Genomic DNA, 24,963 nt, shown 5'->3' with positions numbered 1-24,963 from the left:
GGGGTGTGTCCGGGTACCGGGCCAGGGTGCCTCGCCCGGTCCGGTGCTGTCGGCCACACGGTGGAGCTGTACGAGGATGTTGTCGCCATCACGGTTGATGGTGCCCGACCCCAGGGCTCTCCGAACAAGAAGCTCTCGACGCTGCCGCTGGCCGGGTTTCGGCTTCCCTGAGGGCGCCGACGCTGTCACGCCCGCGGTCCCGAGTGCGATGGCCGGAGCCGTGGCTCAGAGAGTCGCGGCAGCCGACGTTCTCCAGCTGCGGATGGCCGTGGCACGGGTAACGGCGCGTGAGGTCCGCGCTTATCAGGAGCCGGCGTTCCGTCATAGCTCCGTCCGGGTGACCCGGACGGCGAGTACCGCCACGTCGTCCCGTTGCGGGATGTCCGCCAGGCCCTCGGAAAGGGCTTCCAGGAGGAGGGGCAGGGGTTTGTCGCGGTCGCGGGCGAGCACGGCAGTCGTGCGGGCGGTGCCGACGTCGATGTCCGCGTCGCGGCGTTCGACCAGGCCGTCGGTGTAGAGGAGGAGCACGCTGCCCGGCGGGAGGTCGCGCGTGTGGTCGTGGCGGGGCGGGTCGCCCTCCGACGTGCCGAGGAGGAGCAGATCGTGGTCGCCCAGGGACAAGACGCCCCCTTCCAGCGTGTGCAGCAGCGGCGGCGGATGTCCGGCGTTGGACCACGTCAGCCGCCACCGACCGTCGTCGAGGTCGAGGCGGGCGTGGACCGCTGTGGCACCCAGACCCAGGGGCAGGGTGCCGATGGCTCGGTCGACCGCGTCGAGGGCGGCGGAGGGAGAGTGGGCCGGGTCGTCGAGGCTCGCCTGTCGGAGCATGCTGCGGATCTGGCCCATCACTGTGGCGGCCTGGACGTCGTGCCCGATGACGTCGCCGATCGAGACCATCAGGGCGGGCCGGGTCGCGGGCGGCACCGTCGGCAGCGGATACGCGTCGTACCAGTCGCCGCCGACCATGTCCTGGTCGGCGGCCGGCAGGTACAGGGCCGCCATCTCCAGGCCCGGCACGTCCGGCAGCTCGGTGAGCATCGCGGCCTGCAGCTGCTCTGCGGTGCTCAGCCGGTTGGCCACGAAACGGGTACGCTCCACCGCCTGGCTCACGTAACCCGCCACCGTGGTGAGGACGGCCTCCTCTGTCGGCGCCAGCACGTGGGGGCGGGACCAGCACCACGTCAGGACACCGCGCCGGTCCGGCAGCGGAACGCACATCACGGACTCCAGACCCAGCGAGTCGTACCCGGCGACGGCCTCGGGCCCGAAGCCGCGCAGAAGCGTGGGGCGGTCCGGTACGAAGACGGCGCGTTGCTCGCGCATGGCCAGGGCGCTGGGGAAGGAGGCGTCCCACTCCAGATGGTCGATGGCGCTCTCCACCGGCCGTATGTCCTCCGGGTCGATCACGCGCCACAGCTTTCCGCCGTCCGCCAGGAGCAGGCCCACGAACGTGGGCTCGGCCGGCCCCTGGAACAGGTGGCGCAGGCGCCGGGTCAGATCTGTGAGATCGCGGGCGTGGGCGAGCTCGATGGCCGCGCGCAGAAGGAGGCCGGCGTGGTCGCGGTCCCGCTGGATCAACTCCGAGGCGATCCTCAGCCTCAGCTCCATCGAGCAGGCCGCGGTCAGATCCTCAAGATCGCGCATCTCGTCCGCCGTCCACTCGCGAGGCTCGTGATCGATGGCGCAGAGCGATCCGAGGACATGCCCGTCCGCGTCGGTAAGGGGCATACCGGCGTACGCGACCACCTGGAGGTCGGGGATGGCGAGGCTGTCGCAGGTGCGGGGAGACGACCGGGTGTCGCTGAGGATCAGCGGCTTGCCGTCCGCGACGACGTGCTGGCAGAAGGAGTGACTCAAGGGGGTTTCGCGCCGGGCCGCCCAGACCCCGGACAATCCGACCATCCCGGGAAACACCTGCCGGTCGGCCTCCAGCAGCGAGACCAGGGACACCGGAACGCGGAGAACGCGCGTGACCAACCGGGCGAAGCGGTCCATGCCGGGGTCGGCCGCCGCGGTCAGCCCCGCCAGCCGCAGCGCCTCCAGCCTTCCGGAGTCCTTCATCCTGCGGTCTCCGTCGACCTGGCGGGGGAAGACGTGACCTCTGTTGAGCGCATTATCCAAATATAAGATGAAAAACCATGATCTCCCAGCTAGGGCCTGTCGTTTGAATCAAGCTCTGGACTGCCCGCATGACATCGGACGCGTCGCCTGCCGAGGCCGACGTGGCGGCCCCACCGGCCCCGCCGAAAAAGCCGTCGCGGGGCCGGAGCCGTACGGTGCTTCGGCTGTCTGTGGGGTTTTACCTGCTGGCGGCCGCGCTGATGCTGACGACCGGCCTGCTCGGCGCGCGCGAGTGCTACGTCGCGCTGGGATGCTGGCTGGTCGGCTCCATCGCGGTGCCGGTCGGCCACGGGGTGCGCGCGCGAGGGGAGATGGGCCGGGAGGCATGGCAGCTGCGCACCCGCGGCGTCCTCGTCGAGGGGCGCCGGGTGTACGCCCGAACCTCTGAGTTCACCGACGTCGAGAGGCGCACCCGGCGCCTCACCGACGACTACACGTCCGGCGAGCGAGTGGAGATCCTCCACGATCCCGCCCCAGATTGGGACACGGCCCAGATCGGCCGCCGCACCACGGGAACTCTGATCTTCGCCGGCTGTGTCTGCCTGCTGTCCCTCGTCATGGCCGCGGCCCTGGTCGCCATCGGTCTGGCGGGGCCGCTTGCCGCTCTGGACGTCATCCCCCTTGGCCTGTAGGGGGCCCGCGTGGGGAGCGGCGATCTCAACAGGGCCGCCGGACGTCGATCGGACTGCCTGGGGCCTCTCGATTGGCTCAGGCCGACTCGCGGGGTCCGACATGATCCAACTCCGCGGCACACAGTCCGCATCCATCCGGCTCTGACTCTGACTCGCCGGACCACCACCGAGCAACCCCCTGCCAGGGTCCGCCGCACCGCTGCCCTGGTGCCCCATCCGTGCCCAGCAGAGCGGACAACAGCGGTCACGTACGGTTTCCAGAACGCGTAGCCATACACCTCGCCCGACGGGAAAGCACAGGTCAGATCTCCTCAGGTAGCCCAAGCACCGCTGCTTCCCAAGCTCAGAGCGCGAGTTCGATTCTCGTCACCCGCTCCACGGCTGAGGCCCAGGTCATCGACCCGGGCCTTGTTTGTTGTCTGGACCAGTTCAGGCGTCGCGCACCAGGTCCGGACCAGGTGGCGCGCCCTCAGTACGGACCGGCCAACCAGCGGCCGCGCCCCTCCGACACCCGACCTCCGCCGGGACGCCCCCTCAGGGTACGGGCCTCCCCTCCGTCGCCTCGCCGCCGCGCCCCGCCGCGAGAAACCGGGCGCCAGACGTCAACAGTTTCACCTCGCAGCTGCCTGCCCGCCCATGCACGCCAAACTTAAACGATCTTGGTATCACGGCCCGGAAATGAGATCCTGTTCGCATCTGCATTCAGTGAACGCGGCGTTGTACGGGGGGACTTCGCACTGTGGCTGTAACCGTGCCCGATTGGGCCGACACCATGCTTGACCTCATCGGGATCAACTGGCCGAACGTCGACGAAGACGCGTACCGGGACACGGCCGACGCCCTCCGGGAGTTCGCCGACGATGTCGAGGACGACGGTCACCTTGCCAACCAGCACGTGCAACGCCTGCTGTCCTCCGGCAGCGGTGAAGCCCTCGACGCGCTCAACGGGCACTGGGGCAAGGCGCGCTGGACAACGCGGCCACAGCGATCGAAGCCATGAAGTACGCGGCAATGGTCCACCTGGGCGTGCTCGCGGCACACCCGAAACAAGGAAGGGGGACACAAGGAAGTCACCGTACCCAAGCCGAATATTCCCGAGATACAACCAGACCTGTCGAACCCGCCGGCACACTTGAGGTAACGAAAATCATGGCGAGCAACGAAAAGTCCCGAAGTGCGGCTGAGATCGTGGCAGCAGATTGGTCCGATATCCTGTCCTCCGGCACGGACCTCATCAATCCGGCCGTTCCCCGAGCTGCTTACCAGCACCCGTCGCTGCGCGAGCTCTGGCCCATGGTCAGCCACGGCGTCCTGTACCTGAGCCGGTGCACCCAGTACCCGTGGTCACGTGATGTGGGAACGGCTTTCCCTCAAAGCGCGGGCGGCTATCGAGTGCGCCGCGGATCCGACAAGACCCTCATCGGTGTGGCCGACACTGTCGAAGAGGCCTACGAGTTGATCGCAGCCAACCTCCCTGACAACTGCGGTCCCGCCGTAGTCGGCACTGCGGACGACCTGTGATCGCAGCGCCTTCCCACAGGGGGCCGCGCCGGTATAGCGGCCCACGGGGCACGAAGACCCGTCGGCGGTGCTGCTGAGGCGCACACGGACCTGCTCCGTACGGGGCTGAAACATGGGAAACGATGCTCGAATCGGGGCACTCCCGCAGGAGACGGGCACCACAAGACGAGACCCCAGTGCATCCCGCCCATGTTCCGTGCACTCGTGGAGCGTGGACGCCCCACGAGTGCACGACCGCTAGGATCCGCCGGGTGGACGATGACATGCTCATTACGGCACGCGTTCGGATCCATCTCGTACCGGCGGTGCTGGCGCTGGCCAATCCGCCCTGGCAGCACGATGTATGGCTCGATCCGTCCACATTCGAGAACCTGGACCACATCTTCCACACTCTGTTCGACGACTTCTGCGATGCCGACCACCCAGAGCGGTACCTCGGCATCGGCCTGCGTACCGAGGAAGAGGTCGCACTCATGCGGCAGCTCGGCGCCGCGCTCGACACCGTCCAGTCGGAGGCCCCGAACGAAAGGGACGCGGAATACCTGCGCGCCGACAGTTGGCCGCAGGTCGTGGCCGTTGCCGGCCGCCTCGCCCAGGTCATGATCGCCAATGACCTCGGCGAGCTTCTCGCACTGCATGAGGCCCGGGTATCAAGCGAAGCACCACAGTGAGTCGCGTTGCGGCACCGCCTTCTCGCCTTCTCCACACCGCGACCAGCGGCAGCCGCCGGCAACAAGGCCGTCTCGTCCGTTCGTGCCGGCATTCCGGATCAGCGGCTGACCACGGTCCTCGCGAGTTCGATTCTCGTCATCCGCTCTTTGACAGAGGCCCTGGTCGATGGCCAGGGCCTTTCGCTTGCCCTTGAGCGGCGCCGGCCCTGACCCAGATCCGGCGCCAGCTCCTGGGCGACGACCTCCGCCGTCACAAGGACGAGAACGGGCCCTTCGGCGACGAGGAGCTCGCTGAGGCGAACGTGAAGATCTTCAGCGACGCCGGCACCTCCGAGGGCGCGGGTGCCGTGTGAGCGAGCGCATCGAGACCGTCGTCCTGGACTCGGAAGGGCTCTCCGCCTGGATCGCCCAGGATCGCAAGGTCCTCACCATGCTTCAGGTCTTCCACGACATGGGGGCGACCTCGTGACCCCCGCCCGTAGCCGAGTCGTCGCGTAGCCCGGGCAGGGTGTACTTCCTCCTATGACGCACACCCACACCACCGACAGCCTGGCCGCCGAACTCCAGCGCCTGCGGGACCGCCCGAGTGCCGCCCTCGCGCCGCCCGTTCTCGCCCTCTTCGCCGTTGACGTCTCCGGGGGCGCGGCGGCGTACGGGCGGCGCCTGCGGTCGGTGCTATCCGCCGCGGTGCGGCTGGGCCGCACCGCGGATTTCGAGCAGGAGGACCTCCCGGTCGACGGTGTACCGGACTGGTTCACCGCTGTGAGTCCCGGGAGCGGGAAGCGGTCCGCCCCGCAGTTCGCACGGGCCGGCCGCGACGGGTACGTGACGCACACCGGGGGCGGCCGGCCGTGGGAGCTCCACGACTGGCTGCACCGTTTCGCTCCCGACGAGAGCTCCCGGGGCTGGGCGTGGTGGGACGCCACACAGGTCGGGCCGGACCGCGTCCACCTCTGGGTGGACAGCTGGGGGGAACCCTTCTTCGGGTGCCAGGAACTGCTCTGGGCCGCCTGGGCGGCGGGGGCGGTCCGCGTCGACGGTCCCGTGGTTCACCGGTCCGCCATGTGGTCGGCGGAGCGGGACGCCACGCGCTGACACGCGCCGCTCACTGACGTCGTCGGCCGGCGGCGGGTGCCCTCGTCATGGCTGACGCACAGCCCGGTCCTCCATGGCCCGGTCCTCGGGCAGCGGTATGACGTTCCACCGCAGCCGCTGTTGCTCGTCCACCTCGGGCCTGAAGTATTCGACGGGCCGGCCGGTCTCCAGCGACGCGGCTACGGCCTCCATGAGCACGGGCAGGGACGCCCACACCTCATGGGATCCACGCGTGACGCCCTCCACGGCCTCGGCTTGATGGACACGCCCGCGGTCGATCTCCGGGCGCTGATCCAGGACGAGGTAGTCCCCGCCCACGTCCCGTGCGATGGGGATCAACCGGGGATGTCCGTAGAGAACGCGGCTGAACCCCCTGCCCATGAAGTCGAAGTCCACCTCGTCGTCCCCGACCTCCTCCGCAGTGCGCCTGTCGTAGTACACGGTGAGGCGCCGCCACTCGTCCGCGATCCGGCGTGCGCCGATCGGCCTGTAGAACCCGGGCAGCAGTTCCCCTCCCTGGTCGCGGAGGCCGTCGTGCCGCAGCAGCGACGTCACCAGGGGCCTCGGGAGCGGGTGGCCGATGTCCCGTTCGGTCGCGGCGATATCCGCCGGATCGGCGGGCGGCGCCAGCGCCCCGTAGGTCGTCGGCGCGTGCTCGGCCAGCCAGTTCTCGATGCGCGTCCACGACTCACTGATCGGTGCGGTCATGGCACGGGATCCTGCCAGTGGGTACTGACATTCACCGGTGCGGCCCCGGTCCGGGTAGCTCCTTGCCGACGCCCCGCCCCGCCCCGCGTCACGTGACGTCACGTCACGTCACGTCACGTCACGTCACCCGTGCATCGCGGAGGTGTAGGCGAACAGGGCGATCACACCGGCGACGCACACGAGGATCACCCATGAGCTGAAACCGGTGTGCCTTCCCCTGCCGTTGCGCCGCGCGGACCTGCGGGGCCGCCGGGACCGCCGGGACCGCCCCGTGTCCGCCCGGTCCGGAGCGGGCCGCGCCGCGTCGGCCGCCGCGTCGGCCAGCAGGCGCCGGCAGGTCGCGGCGAGCACGCCCGTACCGGCGGAGAGGGGCACCACGGCCTCCGAACGCGCCGGAGCGGTGGTGCCGCCGTCCAGGATGCGGCCCGCGCGTACGAGAATCTCGTCCCGGCCGCCCGCCGGAGCGAGGCTGATCCACCGCCGTACGTGTTCACCCCGGATGACCATCCCCCCGGACCGCTCCCGGTACAGGGTGTGCTCCCGCCACAGCACCGTCGCCAACTCCTGTGCGACGTCTCTCAGTTGTGTGCCCACCATCCGTCCCCCCACCTCGCATCGAATCGAACAAGCATCGAACTCTACTGGCGGGTGCGAACCCCTGAGCATCAGCCCCACCCCGGAACGGCCCGCCTCGCACCACCTGGCGGCTCCGTCGGGCCGGACGCGGACGGTGGCCGTTACAGTGGCGGTCGAAGGTGGGGGGCAGGAGCTGTGGCCTTCGGGGTGCTGGGTCCGCTGACCGTGTGGCGGGCCGGCGTACCGCTGGAACTGGGCACGCCGAAAGGTCGGATCCTCCTGGCGGTCCTGATGAGCCGACCGGGCCGACCGGTCTCCGATGACGCGCTGGTGGAAGCGGTCTGGGGCGAGGAACAGCCGAAGAGCGCCGCCAAGAACGTGCAGACCTACGTCCACCGGCTCCGGCACCGCCTGGGCGACCCGGGACGCATCGCCCGCGAGAGACGGGGCTACGTACTGCGGGCCGACCGTGCCGAGGTGGACGCGGCACGCTTCGAGGACCTGACGGACGCGGCCCGGACCGCGCTGGCGGCGGGTGAACGCGAGCGGTCGCGGCGGCTCTTCGCGGAGGCCCTGGGGCTTTGGCGGGGCCCGCGTTCGCCGGGGTCGCCGATCTGCCGGCGCTGGGCCCGGGGGCCACGCGCCTCGATGAACTCCGGCTCGGTGTGGTCGAGGAGCGGATCGACGTCGATCTGCGGCTCGGCCGGCACAGCGAGCTTCTCGGCGAGCTGACGGGGCTGACGATGGAGCACCCGTTCCGCGAGCGGATGTGGGCCCAGCTCATGCTCGCGCTGTACCGCTGCGGCCGGCGGGGGCGGACGCGCTGCAGGCCTACCTCCAGGTCCGTGAGGTCCTGGCCGAGGAGACCGGCGTGGAGCCCGGGCACAGGTTGCGGGACCTGCACCGGGCCGTCCTCGGCGAGGACCCCGCACTGGACCGGCCGGTTCCGGACGCGAAACCGGGCGGAAAGCCGGATGGGAAGCCGGGCGGGAAGCCGGGCCAGGAACCTGACCAGGGCCAGGAACCGGACCGGGAACAGGGCCAGGAACCGGACCGGGAACAGGACCAGGAACCGGACCGGGAACAGGACCAGGAGCCGGGCCGGGAACAGGGCCGGCGCATCGTCACCGGCGCCCGGATGCTGCCCCCGGCGCTCGGCGACTTCAGCGGGCAGCGCGCGGAGTTGGCGGAGATCGACGCCCGGCTCCGCGCGCACCGCGCCGCGGACGAACCGGCCGCCACGGTGACGATCTCGGGCCCCGGCGGGGTCGGCAAGACCGCCCTCGCGGTGCAGGCCTCGCATCGGCTGCGGTCCGCGTACCCCGATGGTCAGCTGTTCGCGGCGCTGGACGGCGCACGTACGCAGCGGGTCTCCCCCGCCACGGTGCTCGGCCGCTTCCTGCGGGCGCTGGGAGTGCCCGCCACGGCGGTGCCGGACGATCCGGAGGAGCGCACGGACCTCTATCGGGGCATGCTGGCCGAGCGGCGGATCCTGGTGGTGCTCGACGACGCGTACGACGAGGAGCAGTTGGCGCCCCTGCTGCCGACGAGCGGCACCTGCGGCGTCATCGCCACCGGTCGGGTGCGGCTGGCCGGCCTGGGGGGTGCGCACCGGGTCGAGCTCCGCGAGATGTCCGAGGCCGACAGTCTGGCCATGCTGCGCGGCACGGGCGGCCGGCTGGCCTCGGCCGCCCCGGCGGAGCTGTCCGACCTGGTACGGCTGTGCGCGCGGCTGCCGCTGGCACTGCGCATCGCCGGGGCGCTCCTGGTGTCCCGGCCGCACTGGCGCCCGGCGGATCTCGTGGCACGGCTGGCGGACGAACAGCACCGGCTGGACGCCCTGCGCTATCGCGATCTTGAGGTACGGGCCAGTTTCGGGCTGAGCTACGAGGGGATCCGGCCCGGGGCGCGGCGGCTGTTCCGGCTCCTCGGGTTGCTGGAGGCGCCCGATTTCCCGCTCTGGGCGGCGGCCGCCGCGCTCGACACCGGGCTGCCGGCGGCCCAGGAACTCCTCGACGAGCTGGTCGACGTCCACCTCCTCGACGTCACCGGAACGCCCAACGGCCAGGCGCGTTACGGGTTCCACGACCTGATCCGCGCGTACGCCCGGGAACGCGCGGAGGCGGAGGAGCCGGTGGCGGCCCGGAGCGGGGCCGTCGTCCGCGTCCTCAGCGCGCTCCTGGCCTTCACGGACATCGCCGACCGCGACCACATGGGACAGAACATGTTCCAGCGGGACGCCGACCGGTGGCATCCGGCGCTGGTGGAGGCGAGCCTGCCGCCCTCCGTGCCGCCGATGCGGTTGCTGGACGCGGAACGGGTCCCCCTGGTGGCAGGTGTGCGGCAGGCCGCCGAGCTGGGCAGGGACGAGCTCTGCTGGGAACTGGCCGTGGGCGGGCACGCGCTGTTCGAGACGGAGCGGTACTTCGACGACTGGCAGGAGTGCTACGAGACGGCGATGGGCCTGGCCAGGGCCGCGGGCAATCTGCGGGGCCGGGCCAGACTGCTCATCTCGATGGCCGGCCTGCTCTACACCCGGCGCCACTACGGTCCGGCCGAGGAGTCCAACACCGAGGCCATGGAGCTGTTCGAGCGGATCGGGGACCAGCGGGGCTATCTGGAGGCGCTGAGCAACGCGCCGTTCTTCCTCGTACCCAACGGCCGGCTGACCGAGGCGATCACCGCCGGCCGCGAGGCCTTCGTACGGCTCGACGCGGGCGGGCAGCCGGCCGCGGCCCTGCACGCGTACTCCCAGGTCGGCCTCGCTCATCTGCAGGCGGGTCGGCCTAAGCGCGCGGCGGCGGTCCTCACGGAGATCATCGACGGGGCGCGGAAGCAGGGCATCCGGACCCTGATCGCGCGGGACACCTACTGGCTCGGCCAGGCACAGCTCGCACTCGGCCGGACCGCGGAGGCCGAGGAGTCGTTCACCGAACTGGGCGAGTGCGCCCGGAACATCGGGTCGTCCGGCACGTTCTACACCGCCCACGCCTGGGGCTGTCTCCACCTGGCCCGGGGCGAGTACGCCGAGGCGCGCCGCCGTCTCCTCGAAGGCGTCGAGATCGCGCACGCACTCCACGACCCCATGTTCGAGACGCGGGGCCTCATCGACCTGCTCGATGCCCGCCTGTACGGTCCGCGTGAGCTGCCGGCCGCGATCGGCCGGGGGGAACGCGCGGTCGAGGTGGCCCGCGGAATCGACTACCCGTACCTGCTCGCGGGCGTACTGGAGAAGCTCGCCGGGCTGCGGGACGCGGCGGGCGACGCCGGCACCGGGCGGCGACTGGCCGACGAGGCGGCCGTCGTGCGGGACAGGATCCGCTGAGCCTCGCCGAACGGCACGGCACGGCATCGTGCGGCACCGCACGGCACGGAACGGCACGGCACCGCACGGCATCGCACCGCACGGCACGGCATCGCACGGAACCGCACGTGCTCTTTCCGGCGTCACCCCGGGCGTGTACCAGCCGTATTCCGTGCTAGGACACCCTGCGCGTCAACGACGGAACAGTTCTCGTGATCAGTGAGGTAGTAGTAGTGCACAAGCGACGTATCGTGTCCGCGGCCGCCGTGGTCTCCCTGGGGCTCGGGCTCTCGGCCTGCAGCGACGAGGACGGGGAGCCCGCGGCGAAGGACTCACCGACGGCGTCGGCCCCGGCCCCGGCCCCGTCCGAGCCGGACAGCGAGGCGGGCAGCGAGAGCCCCGCCGCCGACAGCGGTGACGGCGACGCTCCGGCAGGGGGCGAGGGGGACGTCGCCGCCCCCGGCACCGAGCTCAAGGTCGGCGACAGGGCCGTCCTGCCGTTCGCGTACACGAGTGACAAGAAGGGCACCATCGCCGTGACCGTCACGGCGATCGAGAAGGGCGCCGAGGCCGATATGGCCGCCTTCGGTGACAAGGCGAAGGGGATGACGCCCTACTTCATCAAGATGAAGGTGGAGAACGTCGGCGGCACCGACCTGTCCTACGCGTCGCTGAAGCTGGACGGTGTGCTCGAAGGGGGTGCGGGCACGGGGGTCGTGCTGATCGGCGACATCCCCGGCAAGTGCGACAGGGAGAGCGCGCCCCGCGAGTTCACCACCAAGGGCGCCTCGTACGAGACCTGCTCGCTCACGGCCACGAAGGGCGCACCGGTCACGGCCGCTCAGTTCGACGAGGGCGACACGTACAGCGACAGTCCGGTCGTCTGGGCCGGCTGAGGTCCTGTACCGGCTGTCAACGGCCTTGACGGGGGCGGGGCGGGCGGGGCGGGCGGGCCTCGATCAACGCACGGGGAACCCGAAGGAGTAGCCCTGCTCCTCCAGCCAGGGCAGGACCTGGCGCAGAGCCGCCAAGGTCTGGGAGCGTTCCCCGCCCGCGTCGTGGAAGAGGACGGTCGGCCCGTTGGAGATCTCGCGCTTGACGGTGGCGACCATGGTGTCCGCGCCGGGCTGCTCGAAGTCCTTGGTGTCGACGTTCCAGCCCAGCGGTCGCATCCCGTGGGATGCGGCGAGCTGCCGGCTGTACGGGGTGAAAGCGCCTCCCGGGGCCCGGTAGTACTGCGACCGGACGCCTCCGGACGCCTTGATGATCATGCGTTCGGCTTCCAGGATCTGCTGCGACTGGTAGGCCTCGGACTTGGTGTCCATGGTGGTGTCGTGCGAGACGGTGTGGTTGCACAGCCGGTGGCCGTCCGCCACGACCTGCTTGACCAGGTCCGGGTACGCCCGGGCCTGGGTGCCCACCATGCAGAACGTGGCCTTCACGCCCTCGTCCTTCAGCAGGCGCAGCACCTGCGGCGTCCAGACCGGGTCCGGTCCGTCGTCGATGGTGATGTTGACGCCCCGCTCCCCGCTGTCCGAGGCGTGCGCGATGTCCGCCGCCACCTTGGCCACGGGCCGGTCCCGCTCGTCCGGCGAGGCGGCACTTCCCGACGGCCGCCCCCCGGTGGTGTCGGCCTGTGCGGTCCACACCGAGGTGGCGGCGGCCAGCGCCGTCACGCCGAGCGCCGCCGCGAGGAGCCGGCTGTGCCATGCCCTTCCCTTGTGCTTGCCCATGTCCGCCCGCCCCATTTCGCTGTCTCCACCGATGCCGTGCACTGCCGTGCACCCACCGATGCCGTCCGCCCACCGATTCCGTTCGCCCATCCAGACGGGCGAACGCTCCGGTGGGATGCCTCGGTTACCGACCGCGGACACAGCTGCAGGGAGCCGGCGACAAACGAGGGCTGCCGGGAGACCGGGTCAGCGAACCTTGCCCTCGGCAAGGGTGTGCGCGACCAGGGCGTTCGCGTGGCCGTGGCCCAGTCCGTGGTCGGACTTGAGCCAGGCGACCAGCTCCATGTGCCTGGTGAGCGGCGAGGCGCGGATGAGGGCCTTCCACTCGGAGACCGGGCGGCCGTACTTCTTCTCGATCGAGGGGAAGTAACTGGCAGGGCCCTTCACGGCGTCGGTCATGGGGCGTCCCGTCTGTCATGCCCTCCCCGTCCGGGAGGTGTCGGGGATATGACCGGCGGCGGACGGTGAATTCAGCGGTGATCGGGAGTGGCTCAGGTCACAGTCTCGCTGTGCCCCGCCGCGCCGACGGCCACCCGGCCACCGAGTCACCCGGCCACCCAGTCACCCAGTCACCCAGTCACCCAGTCACCCAGTCACCCAGTCACCCAGTCACCCAGTCACCGGAGGCTGACTCCGTTCTTTGCCCAGACTTTACCCGGGTCGGGGCCGGTGCCGGGATTCCCACGCGGTCGGAGCGTGTTGGCGCCGGGTGGACACCCCCGGCTATCGACAGGAAACCGACGTGACAGACGTGACGGCACACGCTCCGACCGGCGTGACAGGCACGGCAGCCCGCGCGGCGGACACCCTCTCCCGCCCGTTCACCGTCCGCGGGCTCACCAGCCGGAACCGGATCGCGATGGCGCCCATGACCCGGCAGTTCTCCCCGGACGGCGTGCCGGGGCAGGACGTCGTGGACTACTACACCCGGCGGGCCGCCGGCGACGTCGGGCTGATCATCACCGAGGGCACCTACGTCGACCACGCATCCGCGGGCACCAGCGACCGGGTCCCGCGCTTCCACGGCGAGGCGGCGCTCGCGGGCTGGGGAGAGGTGGCGGACTCCGTGCACCGCGCGGGCGGCGCGATCATCCCGCAGCTGTGGCACGTGGGCGTCACCCGCACCGAAGGCGCCGGGCCCGTACCGGACGCCGAGCCGGTCGGCCCCTCGGGCCTGTCCCTGAGCGGCGAGCCCAAGGGGCGCGCCATGACGCAGCAGGACCTCGACGACGTCATCGCGGCCTTCGCCGACGCGGCGGCCGCCGCCGAGCGCCTCGGCTTCGACGGCGTCGAACTGCACGGCGCCCACGGCTACTTGATCGACCAGTTCCTGTGGTCCGGAAGCAACCGGCGTACCGACGCCTACGGTGGCGACCTGGTCTCCCGGACCCGTTTCGCGGCCGAGATCGTGGCGGCCTGCCGCGCCGCCGTCTCCGACGCCTTCCCGCTCTTCTTCCGGATGTCCCAGTGGAAGATGGACTCCTACGAGGCGAAGCTCGCCGGGACACCGGAGGAGCTGGACGCCCTGCTCACACCGCTGGCCGAGGCCGGTGTCGACGTCTTCCACGCGTCCACCCGCCGCTACTGGCTGCCGGAGTTCGAGGGCAGTGACCTGAACCTGGCCGGATGGGTGAAGAAGATCAGCGGCAGGCCGACCCTCACCGTCGGCTCGGTCGGCCTGGACGACGACTTCTTCAGCGCGTTTCAGGGCAACGACTCCAAGGTCACCGGCATCGAGCAGCTGCTGGACCGGATGGAGCGCGACGAGTTCGACATGGTCGCCGTCGGCAGGGCGCTGATCGCCGATCCCGAATGGGCGGCGAAGACCCTGCACGGACGCGCCTCGGACATCACCCCGTTCACCGCGGAGATGCTGAAGACCCTGCGCTGACCCGCGAGGCCTCGCCCCTGCGCCTATGCCCTGATCACCGCCATCTGCCGGGAGGCCCGCGCGGATGGCGGTGATCAGGGCGCGGCCGGCCTCGTGGGCGGCGGTGCTGCCCTCGGTGGGGGTGGTGCCGGCGCGCTGGTGCAGGACGACCCCGAGGACCAGACCGGTGCGGTTTCCCATACGTCTGTCACGTCTGTCACGTCTGTCACCTTCGAGGAGCCGTTCTTCCGCACCCGTACGGCGCCGTTTCCGCCCCCGCGAGAGTGCGTATCGGTTCCGTATCAGGCCGGACGAGGGGCCGGGGCCAGGTCGAGCGTCGCGAGCGCTCCGCCGCCCGGGGCGTTCGCGAAGGTCAGCCGGGCTCCGAGCACCGCGGACTGGCCCTGGGCGACCGTCAGGCCGAGACCGTGCCCCCGGCCGCGTTCGCTCGCGCCGGTGCGGAAGCGCTGCGGGCCCCGCTCCAGCAGGTCGGGCGGGAAACCGGGGCCGTGGTCGCGTACGGCGATCCGCGCCCCGGTCACGGTCACCGCGACGGGGGCCGCGCCGTGCCGGTGGGCGTTGGTGACGAGGTTGACCACGATCCGCTCGACCCGGCGCGGATCCGTCTCCACCACCTCGGCGGCCCCGACGTCGACCCGGGTGTCCGTGCCCGTACGCCGCACCACGTCGGCGACCAGCTCGCCCAGCGGCACCGGGTCGAGGCGGGCCCGCTCGGCGCCCGCGTCGAGGCGGGAGATCTCCAACAGGTCCTCGACCAGCGCGTTCAGGGCTCGCAGCCGGCCCCGTACGAGAACGGTCGCCTCCTCGTCGTCGGGCAGCAGCCCGGCGGCGGTGACCAGGCCCATGAGCGGGGTGCGCAGTTCGTGCGCGACGTCGGCGGTGAAGCGGCGCTCGGTCTCCAGCTTGCGCTGGAGGGCGCCGGCCATGTCGTCGACGGCCGCCGACATCTCGGTGATCTCGTCGCGGGCCCGCCCGCCGGGGCCGATGCGGGCGTCCAGGTCGCCGTCGGCGATACGGCGGGCGGTACGGGCTCCGTGGCGCAGCCGCCGGTTGATCGGCTCGGTGGCGAGGGCGGCGAGCGGGACGACGAAGACGAGGGCGGCGAGAACGGATTTCACGATGCTGCGGTCCAGCAGCTGGAGACTGCGGACCTCGGTGCTCATGTCGTCCCGGACGACGAGGATCCGATCCTCGCCGACGGCCACGGCGCCCCACATCCAGTACCAGTTGGGCGGCTCGACGTCGTACCAGGTGGCGTACCCGCCGTCGGTGTCCGGACGGTGTTCGGCGAGATCGCGCGCCAGCGGCTGGGGCAGCTCCGCCCTGGTCCGTACGTCGACGTCGGCCGGGGCCTTCCCCGTACGGCCGTACTCCCGTTCGGCCGCGATCAGCCGGGTGAGGGTCCGGTCGTGGCCGACGCGCAGCCCGCGCTCCCGGGTCGCGTCGTGCACCAGGAAGCCGACGACGGCCGCGACCGCGCAGCACGCGGCGGCGGCGAGGGCGGCGATCTTCCAGCGCAGGGCGCGGGGGTTGAGGAAGTCCACGGCGTCCGCCGGCCGCTCAGCCGCGGACGAGCTTGTAGCCGAAGCCGCGGACGGTCTCGATCCGCCCGCTGCCGATCTTCTTGCGCAGCCGCAGTACGCACAGGTCGACGACCCGGGTGTCGCCCTCCCAGCCGTAGTCCCATACCTCGCGCAGCAACCGGCGGCGGTCGAGCACCGAGCCGGGCGCGGCGGCGAACTCCAGCAGCAGGCGGAGCTCGGTCGGCGTCAGCGACACCGTCTCGCCGGCCCGGCGCACCTCCATGCCGAGGGTGTCCACACTGAGGTCCCCGAAGACGAGGATGTGGTCGGCCCGGCCGGGCCTCCCGGCCGGGCCCTCCGCCTCCGGGCGGAAGGTGGCGCGGCGCAGCAGGGCGCGGATCCGGGCGACCATGACGGCGGTGTCGACGGGCTTGACCACGTAGTCGTCGGCCCCCGCCTCCAGGCCGGCGACCACGTCGAGGGCGTCGCCGCGCGCGGACATCATCAGGACCGGGACGGGGCTCTCCTCGCGGATCCGATGGCAGAGCCCGATGCCGTCCAGCTCGGGCAGCATCACATCGAGGATCAGCAGGTCGTGCGCGCCCGCCCGGAAGGCCTCCAGGCCGCTGAGCCCGTCGGCGGCCACGCCGACCCGGTAGCCGTAGCGTTCCAGGGCCAGTTGGACGGCGCGGCGGATGGTGGCGTCGTCCTCGACCACGAGCACGCTGACGGGGGCCGGGGCCGTGGACGGGGCCGGACGCCGGGCTTCGGACACGCTGCCTACCTGGGCGTTCGAGGTCATCGGTCGCTCGCATCGTAGTCGGGGGAGGGCGGCGGTCCGGGTCACCCGTGCCGCCACGGGGAGATCCCCGGAGCCGCCACGGGGAGGTCACCGGGGCCCCCGCGGGGAGGTCACCGGGGCCCCCGCGGGGAGATCCCCGGAGCCACCGCAGGGAGATCCCCGGAGCCACCGCAGGGAGATCCCCGGAGCCACCGCAGGGAGATCCCCGGGCCGCTGCGGGAAGGTCACCGGCCCAGCGTGGCCGCCACCGGAAGGTGGTCGCTGCCGGTGGCGGGCAGGGTCCAGGCGGCGCGCGGGGTCATTCCCCGCACGAGCACGTCGTCGATGCGGACCACCGGGAACGCGGCGGGCCAGGTGAACCCGAGCCCGTCGCCCGCCTCCCGTTGCGCGGAACGCAGCTGCGAGGTCACCGGGGCCAGCGCACCGTCCAGGTACGTCCCGTTGAAGTCGCCCAGCACCACGACCCGGGGCGCGGGCTCCGCCCGGAGCGCGGCGGCCAGCTCACGGGCCGCCTCGTTGCGCCGGCCCGTCGTGAAACCGGCTGCCGAGACCCGTACCGACGCCAGGTGGACCGCGTACAGGGCGACGGGCCCGTCCTGGGTCCGGGCCGTGGCGCGCAGCGCGCGGGTCCACGGCATGATCGGTACCGCCCGCACGTCCGCCAGCGGGTACCTGCTCCAGATGCCGACCCCGCCGATCACCGCGTGGTGCGGATAGGCGGGGGCCAGTTCGCGGGTGTAGACGGTCGCCGACGCGTCGGAGAGCTCTTCGAGTGCCAGGACGTCCGCGCCCGCCCCGACGAGTGCGCGCGCGGTGCCGGCCGGGTCGGTGTTCCCCTCGTTCACGTTGTGGCTGACCACCGTCAGGCCGCCGCCGCCCGAGCGCTTGTCGGTGAGCGCGCCGCCGAAGAGCGTGCCCCAGACGACGGCGGGCGCGAGCACCGCCACGGCTGCGGTCCGGGACCGGCGTACGGCGGCGAGGACGAGGAGGAGTGGTACGCCGAGGCCGGTCCAGGGCAGCAGCGTCTGCAAGAGACTGCCCGCGTTGACTCCCGCGTTCGGGACCCACGCGTGCAGCGCCATCGGCACGGCGCACAGCACGGCGACGGCAGCGAGCAGCCGGCCCGGGCGGCGGGGGCGGCCTGCCTCGGCCGTCCGGGGGCCCGGGGGTACGTGGGCGGCCGAGGGTACGTGGGCGGCCGGCGCCGGGGAGGGTACGGAGCCCTCGTGGGTGCCGGGGCACGTGGAGGTGTCGATGCCCCCGCCGGTGCCGCCGACAGCCTCGTGGGAGCCGGGACCCCCACCGCCGCCCACAGCCTCGTGAGAGCCGGGGCCCCGGCCCGTGCCGACGGCCTCGCCACCGTCCACGGCCTCGTGGGGGCTCACCGGCCCACCGGCGCCCCTCGCCTCGCGGGGGTCCAGGCCGCCCCTCCGGATGCTCAGCACGGCACGGTTCTCCCAACGTCACGTACACCGGGGGTCGGGTACGCCCCCAGCGTCCGCGAGCCGTGCTTCCGGCCGGTCAGAGCGCTGCTTCGGGGACCGCGCGGGTCTGTTTCGGTTACGTATCGGTCAGCGCCCGGGAGGACTTCTGCCGGGACGCTGAAACTGGAGCGCCCCACAGCCGCTACGCGAAGGCGGGGTGACGCGCGACCCGGACGACGGGAGCCGCCGGTCACCCCGTGAAGAGGCCGGTCTCCGTGAGCGGACCGTACGCGTCCGGGCGGCGGGTGGTCAGGAACGGGAACAGCTCCAGCCAGTCGCGGCGGGCGTCGAGATCGAGATCGGCGACCAGCACGGCGGGCTCGTCGCGCGGGGCCTGTGCCAGGACCCGGCCGTACGGGTCCACGACGAAGGAGCTGCCGTAGAAGGTGAGGCCCCTCTCCGCGCCGACGCGGTTCGGCACGATCATGAAGGTGGCGTTGGCGATGGCGTTCCCGGTGATCACCTTCTGCCAGAGCGGCTGGGAGTCGAAGCCGGGGAAGCCGGGCTCGGAGCCGATGGCGGTCGGGTAGACGAGGACGTCGGCCCCGGCGAGCGAGTAGGCGCGCGCCAGCTCCGGGAACCACTGGTCCCAGCAGGTCGGCAGGCCGAAGCGGGCCTCGTCGACCGTGACCAGCGGGAAGGCGTCGTCGCCCGCCGGGCCGGGGCGGAACCAGTCGTCCTCGTAATACCCCTCGGTGACCGGGATGTGGGTCTTACGGGTGCGCTGGGCGAGGGTTCCGTCGGGGGCGACGAGGATCGCGGTGTTGTAGCCGAGGCCGTCGTCCTCACCGGTGGGCGCCGGGGCCTTCTCGTACAGCGAGGCGTGCACGTACACGCCGTGCTCGCGTGCGGCCTCGGCCGCGAAGGTGAAGGTGGGGCCGGTCAGCAGCTCCTCCGGTCCGGCCGGCTCGGGGTGGTCGGACCGGCGTACGACGGCGAAGTACGGCGACAGCGTCAGCTCCTGGAGGCAGACCACGCGGGCGCCCTCGGCCGCGGCGATCCGGATGCCTTCCAGCAGGGCGGCCCGGTGCTCGGCGGGGTCCCGGTGCCAGCGCTGCTGGACCGCCGCCACGCGCAGGGGCGCGCGCTCGGCGGGGCGGGTCCGGGTCGGGGAAGCGGGCGGGTCGTACGCGGTGATCAGACGCATGGCGGGTTCCTGGGGAGGGAGGGGCCGACGGGGCGGGCGCGAGGCGGAGAGTACGTGCCGGAACGTTCCGGCACCGACGCGAATCTAACCCTGCCGGAACGTTCCGGCAACCCTCCGTCCCACCGGACGGCGAACGTCTAGACTTCACCCCTGTGACCTCCCGGACCGTGACCCTGCTCGATGTCGCCCGCGCCGCCGGGGTCTCCAAGAGCACCGTCTCCGACGCGCTCCAGGGCTCGGGGCGGGTCGCGGAAGCCACCCGGGACCGGGTTCGCGCGGTCGCGGAGGGGCTCGGCTACCGCCCCAACAGCGCCGCCAGGCGACTGCGCCGCGCCAGCACCGGAGCCGTCGGGCTGCATCTGCCGGCGACCGCGACCCGGCTGGACTACTACATGAACCTCGCCTTCGGGGCGGTCGAGCGCGCCCAGGAGGACGGGCTCGACATGGTGCTGCTCGCCCCCTCGGGGGCGGCGGGCGGGCGGATCGCCTCACGTGTCGACGGCCTGCTGGTGATCGACCCCGAGGCCGGCGACAGCGCGGTGCCGGGGCTGCTCGACGCGGGCGTCCCGGTGGTGACCGGCGAGCGCTACCTCGGCCCGGCCACCGGCCCCAGCTCCGCCGTGGTCTGCGACAACGCCGCCTCGCTGACCGCCCTCCTCGACCATGTCACCGAGCGCGGCGCCCGCCGCCCCGCACTCCTCGCCCCGTCCGGCTCCTCCGCCTGGGCGACCGCCCTGCGCGCGACGGCCGAATCCTGGGGGCGGGCCCACGGGGTGGCGGTGACCCTGCGCACCGTGCCCTTCGCCGCGACCCCGGCCGAGACCGAAGCGGCCACCCGGGCACTGCTCGCCGCCGACCCCGCCGTGGACGCCGTGATCTGCGCCCCCGACGGCTCCACCCCCGGCGTCCTGCGCGCGGCGGCGGCCCTCGGCCGAAAGGTCGGCACACCCGCCGGAAACCACCCGGGCGGCGCACCCGACGGAACCCACCCGGGCGGCACACCCGACGGAACCCCCGGGCAGAGCGCACCCGACGGAACCCACCAGGACGCCCCGCTCGGAGGCGGCCTCCTCGTCGCCTCCTGCGTCGACGGCACCGCGACCCGGGGCGCCGAGCCGCCCGTCACCGCGGTCGACCTGCGCCCCGCCGCCTACGGGCGCGCCTGCGCCGAGCTGCTCTGCGACATCCTCGCGGGCCGCGCGGCCCCCGACACCGTCCGCCGCCACGCGTGGTCTCTGGAGCTCCGGGCCTCAACGGGCTGACCGGGCTCACCGGGCTCACCGGGCTCACCAACCTCCCGCGAGCGGCGACCGGTTGCCGTCCTCCGCATCTCCGCAATGTGAACGTTGTGAGTCGACCCGCAACTGGCGTGGCGGCCTTGACATTTCACCGCGCGGCCGATGATAAGATCATCTTACTTCCAGTGGGCTGATGGCGTATGGGGGCATTCCGGGAGGGATGAAACCTCGGCCCCACCTTCGGAGGGACACCTCCCGAAGCGGCGCACGGTCGTGGCGAACGAGCCCTGGCTGCGTGCCGCCTGACGGGGTGTCAAGCCGTTTCCGCCATGGCACTTGAAGTGAGTCTCATGACATTTCCACAGGGCCCCGTCTTCTGGGCGCTGGTTGTCGTAGCACTGGTCGCCGTGGGTGCCGTTCTGCGGGCTCGCGCGACCAACGTCAAGCTCCGCAGACACCATGCGGAGCTGCGCCAGGAGCGCGACGCGCTCCTGCACCAACGGGACGAAATCCACGTCGTCCACAACGGTCTGCTCCAGCGTCAGTCCACCGAGCTGGCGGAGGTCCGCAAGGACGCCGAGGAGGAGACCAAGGCCGTCCTCAAGGCCGCCGTCCGCACCCTCCAGGGCCTTGCGGACGAACAGCAGGTCGTGATCGAGAAGGCCCAGCGCAAGTACGGCGACGACCCCGGGATCCTCGCCGACCTGATGGCCATGGACCACGCCAACAGCCAGTTCGGCCGGCGCGCCCAGGGCATCGCCGTGCTCTGCGGCGGCTGGCTCGGCCGGCGCGAGACCGTGGCCTCCGTCTTCGACGTGGCCCGCAGCGCCCAGGGCCGTATCCGGCACTTCGACCGGGTCCGGGTCAACGGCCAGGTGAACTTCTCCGTGGTCAGCCGGGCCGTCGAACCCGTCGCCGTGGTCCTCGCCGAACTGCTCGCCAACGCCACGAACTACTCCGCCCCCGGCACCCCGGTCGAGATCAACATCCAGGCCGTGCCGACGGGCGTCTGCCTCATCGTCGACGACGCCGGCCTCGGCATGGGCCAGGAGGAGAAGGACCGCGCGGCGGCACTCCTCTCCCCCCAGGCCGCGATCAGCGTCTCCAGCCTGGGCATCCCGCCGCAGTTCGGGTTCGCCGTCTCCGGGATGCTCGCCGCCCGCTACGGCTTCCGGGTCTCGGTGGACTCCGTTTCCCCCTATGGAGGCGTACGCGCGGTGGTCCTCATCCCCGACGAACTGCTCACCACCGAGGCGCCGCCGGCCGCGGCGCCCGTCGAAGCCCCCGAAGCGGCGGCCCTTCCCTACCCGCCACAGGAGCAGCGGGCGGTGCGGCAGGCCGACCAGTGGCAGACCCCGGCTCCGGCGCCCACCCCGCTCTTCCCGCCCGCCCCGCAGCAGCCCGACACCGCCACCCAGCCGCTGGCCCAGATCACCACCACCGCCGGGGGGCTGCCGAAGCGTCGTCGTAAGAGCCCGGTCTCCGCCGTGCCATCGGCGGAACCGGAGCCCGTGCGCAGCAACGAGGAGACCGCCTCCCGACTCGGCGCGTTCCAGCGCGGCACCCGGTCCGGACGCGACACGACGACGACGGAAGGACCCGAGTTCCAGTGAACCCCGATCTGTCCTGGGTGCTCAACGACCTGCTCCAGGTACCCGGCGCCCGGCACGCGATCCTGGTGTCCGCCGACGGCCTGCTGCTCGCCAACTCCAGCGAGATCGGCCGGGACGACGCGGAGACCGTCGCCGCGGCGATGAGCTCCATGCAGTCCCTCAGCCGGGCCGTCGCCCCCTTCATCGGAACCCGTGAGCCGGGCCGCTGGCGGCAGACGCTCCTGGAGTACGAGGACGGCTGGATCTTCCTGATCGCCGCCGGCACCGGCGCCTACCTGGCCGCCACCGCCGCCGCCGACGTGGACATGGAGGCGATGTCCTTCCGGATGCAGCAGCAGGTCACCGCACTGGGGAAGGCGATGACCACGCCGCCCCGCCAGAACGCGAGCAGCGAGATATGACGGCGCCGGGCGAGGAGCAGCAGGTCAGCAGCGGGTTCGTCCGGTCCTACGTCATCACCGGCGGCCGGGGGCTGCCCGACGCGGATGACCTCTCCCTGGTCACCCTGGTCACCCTCGCACCCGACCGGCAGCCGCCGCCGAACCCCAGCCCCGAGGTCAAGGCGATCTGGGAGCTGTGCTCCGGCGGCTATCTGTCGGTGGCCGAGGTCGCCGGCCACCTCGGCCTGCCGGTCGGGGTGGCCCGTCTCCTGCTCCAGGATTTAAACCAGCAGGGACATCTGCTGCGCCGGAAGGCGCCGCCGCCTGCCCAGCTCGTTGACAGGAAGATCCTCGAAGAGGTGTTGCATGGACTCCAAGTCCGGTTCGGCTGAGAGCATCTATGTGCCGGACGCGGTGCAGCGCGCGGCGAAGATCCTCGTCGTCGGGCACTTCGCCGTGGGCAAGACGACGCTGATCGGCACACTGTCCGAGATCACCCCGCTGCGCACCGAGGAGCGGATGACGCAGGCCGCGGCCCAGGTCGACGATCTGCGCGGCGCCCCCGACAAGAAGACGACGACGGTCGCCCTGGACTTCGGGCGCCTCACTCTCAGCGACGAACTGGTGCTGTACCTGTTCGGCACGCCGGGCCAGCAGCGGTTCGTGGAGCTGTGGGAGGACATGGCGCGCGGCTCGCTGGGCGCGCTGCTCCTGGTCGACCCGGCGCGGCTCGCCGACACGTTCCCCGTCATCGACCTGGTCGAGACGTACGGCCTGGAGTACGCGGTCGCCGTCAACAGCTTCGACCCGTACTCGCAGCACGCCGAGAACGAACTGCGCGAGGCGCTCGACCTGCTGCCGGACACCCCGGTCGTCTTCTGCGACGCCCGGGACCAGAACTCCTCCGCGCAGGCCCTGATCACCCTGGTCCGCCACCTTCTCGCGCACGCGGCCTGACCCACCCCAGACGTATCCCGAGCCGGGGCCGACCGGGCCCCGCGATCACACCGAGGAAGCCGACATGGACCCGCAGCCGGGAGCCACCCCGTACAGCGCGCCCGCCGGGTGCCCCATGCACCAGCAGCAGACGTCGCTGTACGGACCGGAGTTCGCCGCCGATCCGCACCGCTTCTACGACGCGTCCCGGGCACACGGCCCCGCCGCGCCCATCGAGCTGGCCCCCGGGGTGGAGGCCACGCTGATCGTGCAGCACGAGGCGGCGCTGCGGGTGCTCCAGAACCCGGCGCTGTTCGCCCGGGACTCGCGGCGCTGGGCCGCGCTGCGCGAGGGCGCCGTACCCATGGACAGCCCCGTCCTGCCGATGATGGTGTACCGGCCCAACTGCCTTTTCACCGACGGCGCGGAGCACCTGCGGCTGCGCAAGGCGGTCACCGAGTCGCTGTCGCGGCTCAACAGCTCCCGGCTGAGCCGGGACGTCGAGCGGATCGCCGACTACCTGATCGACCAGTTCATCGAGCGCGGCACCGCCGATCTGCTCAACGAGTACGCCAAGCTCCTGCCGCTGCTGCTGTTCAACCAGCTCTTCGGCTGCCCCGGCGACATCGGCGACCGGCTGACCCGCTCGATGTCCGCCATCTTCGACGGCGAGGACGTGCTCCGCGCCAACACCGAGCTGACCGAGTGCCTGATGGAGCTGGTCGCCATCAAGCGCCGCCAGCCCGGCGAGGACATCACCTCCTGGCTGATCCAGCACCCGGCGGGGCTGCGGGACGAGGAGCTGAAGGACCAGCTGGTGATGCTGATGGGCGCCGGCGTGGAGCCGGAGCGCAATCTGATCGGCAACGCGCTGCTGCTGATGCTCGCGGGCGAGGCGCCGGGCACGCCCGAGCGGCGCGGCTCCGGGCTGCTCGTCGAGGACGCGCTGGACGACGTCCTGTGGAACAACCCGCCGATCGCCAACTACGCGACGCACTACCCGGTGCGGGACATCGAGCTGGACGGGGTCGTGCTCAAGGCGGAGACCCCCGTACTGATCAGCTTCGCCGCCGCGAACAGCGACCCCGGGCTCACCGACGCCCGCCAGACCCTGAGCAAGGGCGCCCACCTGGCCTGGGGCGCGGGCCCGCACGTGTGCCCGGCCAAGTCCCCCGCGACGCTGATCGCGCTGACCGCGATCGAGAAGATCCTCAACACCGTCCCGGACCTCGCGCTGGCCGTGCCCGCCTCGGGTGTGGCCTGGCGGCCCGGTCCGTTCCACCGGGCCCTGGTCGCGCTGCCCGTACGGTTCACCCCGACGGCCGCGCGGCGCGCGGGGACCGGGGCGCAGCCCCCGGCCCCGACCTCGGCCCAGCTGCCCGACCCGTTCCGGAACACCCCCTCCGCACCCTCCGCGCCCTCCGTGACGCCCCGTCACGCCGGGGAGCCGGCCAAGAAGCAGAAGGGCTGGTGGAGTTCGTTCCTCGACGTGTTCCGCGTATGACCCACAGGCCGACAATTCGCATATGACAACGGGCATTTAGTGACGATTGCATGTGACGGGGGCAACAGAGAACGATGCTTGGCG

22 protein-coding genes and 3 pseudogenes are annotated in these 24,963 nt (G+C 72.0%); 16 read left to right on the top strand and 9 right to left on the bottom strand.

The features are described from left to right. Positions 1–321: 321 nt before the first annotated feature. On the bottom strand, positions 322–2,061 hold the full coding sequence (locus D581_RS0130215; protein ID WP_018960866.1) for a SpoIIE family protein phosphatase: 1,740 nt from the start codon (positions 2,059–2,061) through the stop codon (positions 322–324). A 230-nt stretch (positions 2,062–2,291) separates the two neighbouring features. Between D581_RS0130215 and D581_RS0130210 the strand changes: the two genes are divergently transcribed. From D581_RS0130210 to D581_RS0130185, 6 genes and pseudogenes are all read left to right on the top strand, one after another. Next, positions 2,292–2,753: a hypothetical protein gene (locus tag D581_RS0130210; protein WP_486585894.1), complete on the top strand. Its 462-nt coding sequence runs from the start codon at positions 2,292–2,294 to the stop codon at positions 2,751–2,753. 739 nt (positions 2,754–3,492) lie between these two features. Then, positions 3,493–3,788, top strand: a pseudogene (locus D581_RS0130205) (hypothetical protein); the annotation flags it as partial. A 114-nt stretch (positions 3,789–3,902) separates the two neighbouring features. Continuing rightward, on the top strand, positions 3,903–4,274 hold the full coding sequence (locus D581_RS0130200; protein WP_018960863.1) for a DUF6193 family natural product biosynthesis protein: 372 nt from the start codon (positions 3,903–3,905) through the stop codon (positions 4,272–4,274). A gap of 251 nt (positions 4,275–4,525) precedes the next feature. After that, positions 4,526–4,945 (top strand): SCO4402 family protein, encoded by a 420-nt coding sequence (locus D581_RS0130195; RefSeq protein WP_018960862.1) that lies wholly within the window; start codon positions 4,526–4,528, stop codon positions 4,943–4,945. 349 nt (positions 4,946–5,294) lie between these two features. Next, positions 5,295–5,405: pseudogene (locus D581_RS1000000141745) on the top strand (DNA-binding protein); the annotation flags it as partial. Between the two features lie 62 nt (positions 5,406–5,467). Further along, positions 5,468–6,040 carry a hypothetical protein gene (locus tag D581_RS0130185; protein ID WP_018960860.1) on the top strand — a complete coding sequence of 191 codons (573 nt, stop codon included), beginning with the start codon at positions 5,468–5,470 and terminating at the stop codon, positions 6,038–6,040. 45 nt (positions 6,041–6,085) lie between these two features. Here D581_RS0130185 and D581_RS0130180 read toward each other — a convergent pair whose 3' ends face one another. After that, complete coding sequence (locus D581_RS0130180; RefSeq protein ID WP_018960859.1) at positions 6,086–6,748, bottom strand: SMI1/KNR4 family protein; 663 nt, start codon at positions 6,746–6,748, stop codon at positions 6,086–6,088. A 123-nt stretch (positions 6,749–6,871) separates the two neighbouring features. Continuing rightward, a complete protein-coding gene (locus D581_RS0130175) occupies positions 6,872–7,345 on the bottom strand; it encodes a hypothetical protein (RefSeq protein WP_051114658.1) in 474 nt (157 codons plus the stop codon). Here D581_RS0130175 and D581_RS1000000142320 point away from each other — a divergent pair. The 3 genes and pseudogenes from D581_RS1000000142320 to D581_RS0130160 form a co-directional block, all read left to right on the top strand. Continuing rightward, positions 7,235–8,079, top strand: a pseudogene (locus D581_RS1000000142320) (AfsR/SARP family transcriptional regulator); the annotation flags it as partial. The gene D581_RS0130175 and the pseudogene D581_RS1000000142320 sit on opposite strands and share 111 nt — an antisense overlap. A gap of 14 nt (positions 8,080–8,093) precedes the next feature. Further along, positions 8,094–10,649 carry an NB-ARC domain-containing protein gene (locus tag D581_RS01000000137910; RefSeq protein WP_026291043.1) on the top strand — a complete coding sequence of 852 codons (2,556 nt, stop codon included), beginning with the start codon at positions 8,094–8,096 and terminating at the stop codon, positions 10,647–10,649. Positions 10,650–10,861: 212 nt separating this feature from the next. Continuing rightward, positions 10,862–11,524: a hypothetical protein gene (locus D581_RS0130160; protein ID WP_018960857.1), complete on the top strand. Its 663-nt coding sequence runs from the start codon at positions 10,862–10,864 to the stop codon at positions 11,522–11,524. 63 nt (positions 11,525–11,587) lie between these two features. Here the strand turns inward: D581_RS0130160 and D581_RS0130155 are convergent, their stop codons facing one another. Continuing rightward, positions 11,588–12,361 carry a polysaccharide deacetylase family protein gene (locus tag D581_RS0130155; RefSeq protein ID WP_026291042.1) on the bottom strand — a complete coding sequence of 258 codons (774 nt, stop codon included), beginning with the start codon at positions 12,359–12,361 and terminating at the stop codon, positions 11,588–11,590. A gap of 186 nt (positions 12,362–12,547) precedes the next feature. Continuing rightward, positions 12,548–12,760 (bottom strand): DUF4287 domain-containing protein, encoded by a 213-nt coding sequence (locus tag D581_RS0130150; RefSeq protein ID WP_018960855.1) that lies wholly within the window; start codon positions 12,758–12,760, stop codon positions 12,548–12,550. A gap of 376 nt (positions 12,761–13,136) precedes the next feature. Here D581_RS0130150 and D581_RS0130145 point away from each other — a divergent pair, with 376 nt between their 5' ends. Further along, on the top strand, positions 13,137–14,252 hold the full coding sequence (locus D581_RS0130145) for an NADH:flavin oxidoreductase (RefSeq protein WP_026291041.1): 1,116 nt from the start codon (positions 13,137–13,139) through the stop codon (positions 14,250–14,252). Between the two features lie 281 nt (positions 14,253–14,533). On the opposite strand, the gene D581_RS0130140 is transcribed toward D581_RS0130145, so the two are convergent. The 4 genes from D581_RS0130140 to D581_RS0130125 all read right to left on the bottom strand — a co-directional run bounded on the left by D581_RS0130140 (position 14,534) and on the right by D581_RS0130125 (position 19,208). Beyond that, positions 14,534–15,796 (bottom strand): sensor histidine kinase, encoded by a 1,263-nt coding sequence (locus tag D581_RS0130140; RefSeq protein ID WP_018960853.1) that lies wholly within the window; start codon positions 15,794–15,796, stop codon positions 14,534–14,536. 16 nt (positions 15,797–15,812) lie between these two features. Next, entirely contained in the window at positions 15,813–16,577 is a 765-nt protein-coding gene (gene cseB, locus D581_RS0130135; RefSeq protein ID WP_018960852.1) for a two-component system response regulator CseB, read from the bottom strand. Positions 16,578–16,801: 224 nt separating this feature from the next. Continuing rightward, positions 16,802–17,695, bottom strand: a complete 894-nt coding sequence (locus tag D581_RS01000000137905) for an endonuclease/exonuclease/phosphatase family protein (protein ID WP_469225751.1) — start codon at positions 17,693–17,695, stop codon at positions 16,802–16,804. 556 nt (positions 17,696–18,251) lie between these two features. After that, on the bottom strand, positions 18,252–19,208 hold the full coding sequence (locus D581_RS0130125) for a carbon-nitrogen hydrolase (protein ID WP_018960850.1): 957 nt from the start codon (positions 19,206–19,208) through the stop codon (positions 18,252–18,254). A 152-nt stretch (positions 19,209–19,360) separates the two neighbouring features. Between D581_RS0130125 and D581_RS0130120 the strand changes: the two genes are divergently transcribed. The 6 genes from D581_RS0130120 to D581_RS0130095 all read left to right on the top strand — a co-directional run bounded on the left by D581_RS0130120 (position 19,361) and on the right by D581_RS0130095 (position 24,879). After that, a complete protein-coding gene (locus D581_RS0130120) occupies positions 19,361–20,470 on the top strand; it encodes a LacI family DNA-binding transcriptional regulator (RefSeq protein WP_018960849.1) in 1,110 nt (369 codons plus the stop codon). Between the two features lie 326 nt (positions 20,471–20,796). Beyond that, positions 20,797–22,059: an ATP-binding protein gene (locus D581_RS0130115; protein WP_018960848.1), complete on the top strand. Its 1,263-nt coding sequence runs from the start codon at positions 20,797–20,799 to the stop codon at positions 22,057–22,059. Beyond that, entirely contained in the window at positions 22,056–22,460 is a 405-nt protein-coding gene (locus D581_RS0130110; protein WP_007452160.1) for a roadblock/LC7 domain-containing protein, read from the top strand. The genes D581_RS0130115 and D581_RS0130110 overlap by 4 nt, the downstream gene beginning before the upstream one ends. Continuing rightward, entirely contained in the window at positions 22,457–22,831 is a 375-nt protein-coding gene (locus D581_RS0130105; protein ID WP_018960847.1) for a DUF742 domain-containing protein, read from the top strand. The genes D581_RS0130110 and D581_RS0130105 overlap by 4 nt, the downstream gene beginning before the upstream one ends. Continuing rightward, on the top strand, positions 22,806–23,396 hold the full coding sequence (locus D581_RS0130100) for a GTP-binding protein (protein ID WP_018960846.1): 591 nt from the start codon (positions 22,806–22,808) through the stop codon (positions 23,394–23,396). The genes D581_RS0130105 and D581_RS0130100 overlap by 26 nt, the downstream gene beginning before the upstream one ends. A 64-nt stretch (positions 23,397–23,460) precedes the next feature. Further along, positions 23,461–24,879 (top strand): cytochrome P450 family protein, encoded by a 1,419-nt coding sequence (locus D581_RS0130095; RefSeq protein ID WP_018960845.1) that lies wholly within the window; start codon positions 23,461–23,463, stop codon positions 24,877–24,879. The last annotated feature ends 84 nt before the right edge of the window (positions 24,880–24,963 follow it).

This window comes from Streptomyces sp. CNB091 (assembly GCF_000377965.1).
This window is presented reverse-complemented; position numbering and strand designations above follow the sequence as displayed.

Excerpts from the sequence above, each read along its gene's own strand:
- D581_RS0130215 (WP_018960866.1), bottom strand. The coding sequence starts at position 2,061 with ATGAAGGACTCCGGAAGGCTGGAGGCGCTGCGGCTGGCGGGGCTGACC.
- D581_RS0130200 (WP_018960863.1), top strand. The coding sequence starts at position 3,903 with ATGGCGAGCAACGAAAAGTCCCGAAGTGCGGCTGAGATCGTGGCAGCA.
- D581_RS0130185 (WP_018960860.1), top strand. The coding sequence starts at position 5,468 with ATGACGCACACCCACACCACCGACAGCCTGGCCGCCGAACTCCAGCGC.
- D581_RS0130180 (WP_018960859.1), bottom strand. The coding sequence starts at position 6,748 with ATGACCGCACCGATCAGTGAGTCGTGGACGCGCATCGAGAACTGGCTG.
- D581_RS0130175 (WP_051114658.1), bottom strand. The coding sequence starts at position 7,345 with ATGGTGGGCACACAACTGAGAGACGTCGCACAGGAGTTGGCGACGGTG.
- D581_RS0130155 (WP_026291042.1), bottom strand. The coding sequence starts at position 12,361 with ATGGGCAAGCACAAGGGAAGGGCATGGCACAGCCGGCTCCTCGCGGCG.
- D581_RS0130150 (WP_018960855.1), bottom strand. The coding sequence starts at position 12,760 with ATGACCGACGCCGTGAAGGGCCCTGCCAGTTACTTCCCCTCGATCGAG.
- cseB (WP_018960852.1), bottom strand. The coding sequence starts at position 16,577 with ATGACCTCGAACGCCCAGGTAGGCAGCGTGTCCGAAGCCCGGCGTCCG.
- D581_RS0130125 (WP_018960850.1), bottom strand. The coding sequence starts at position 19,208 with ATGCGTCTGATCACCGCGTACGACCCGCCCGCTTCCCCGACCCGGACC.
- D581_RS0130115 (WP_018960848.1), top strand. The coding sequence starts at position 20,797 with ATGACATTTCCACAGGGCCCCGTCTTCTGGGCGCTGGTTGTCGTAGCA.
- D581_RS0130105 (WP_018960847.1), top strand. The coding sequence starts at position 22,457 with ATGACGGCGCCGGGCGAGGAGCAGCAGGTCAGCAGCGGGTTCGTCCGG.
- D581_RS0130100 (WP_018960846.1), top strand. The coding sequence starts at position 22,806 with ATGGACTCCAAGTCCGGTTCGGCTGAGAGCATCTATGTGCCGGACGCG.
- D581_RS0130095 (WP_018960845.1), top strand. The coding sequence starts at position 23,461 with ATGGACCCGCAGCCGGGAGCCACCCCGTACAGCGCGCCCGCCGGGTGC.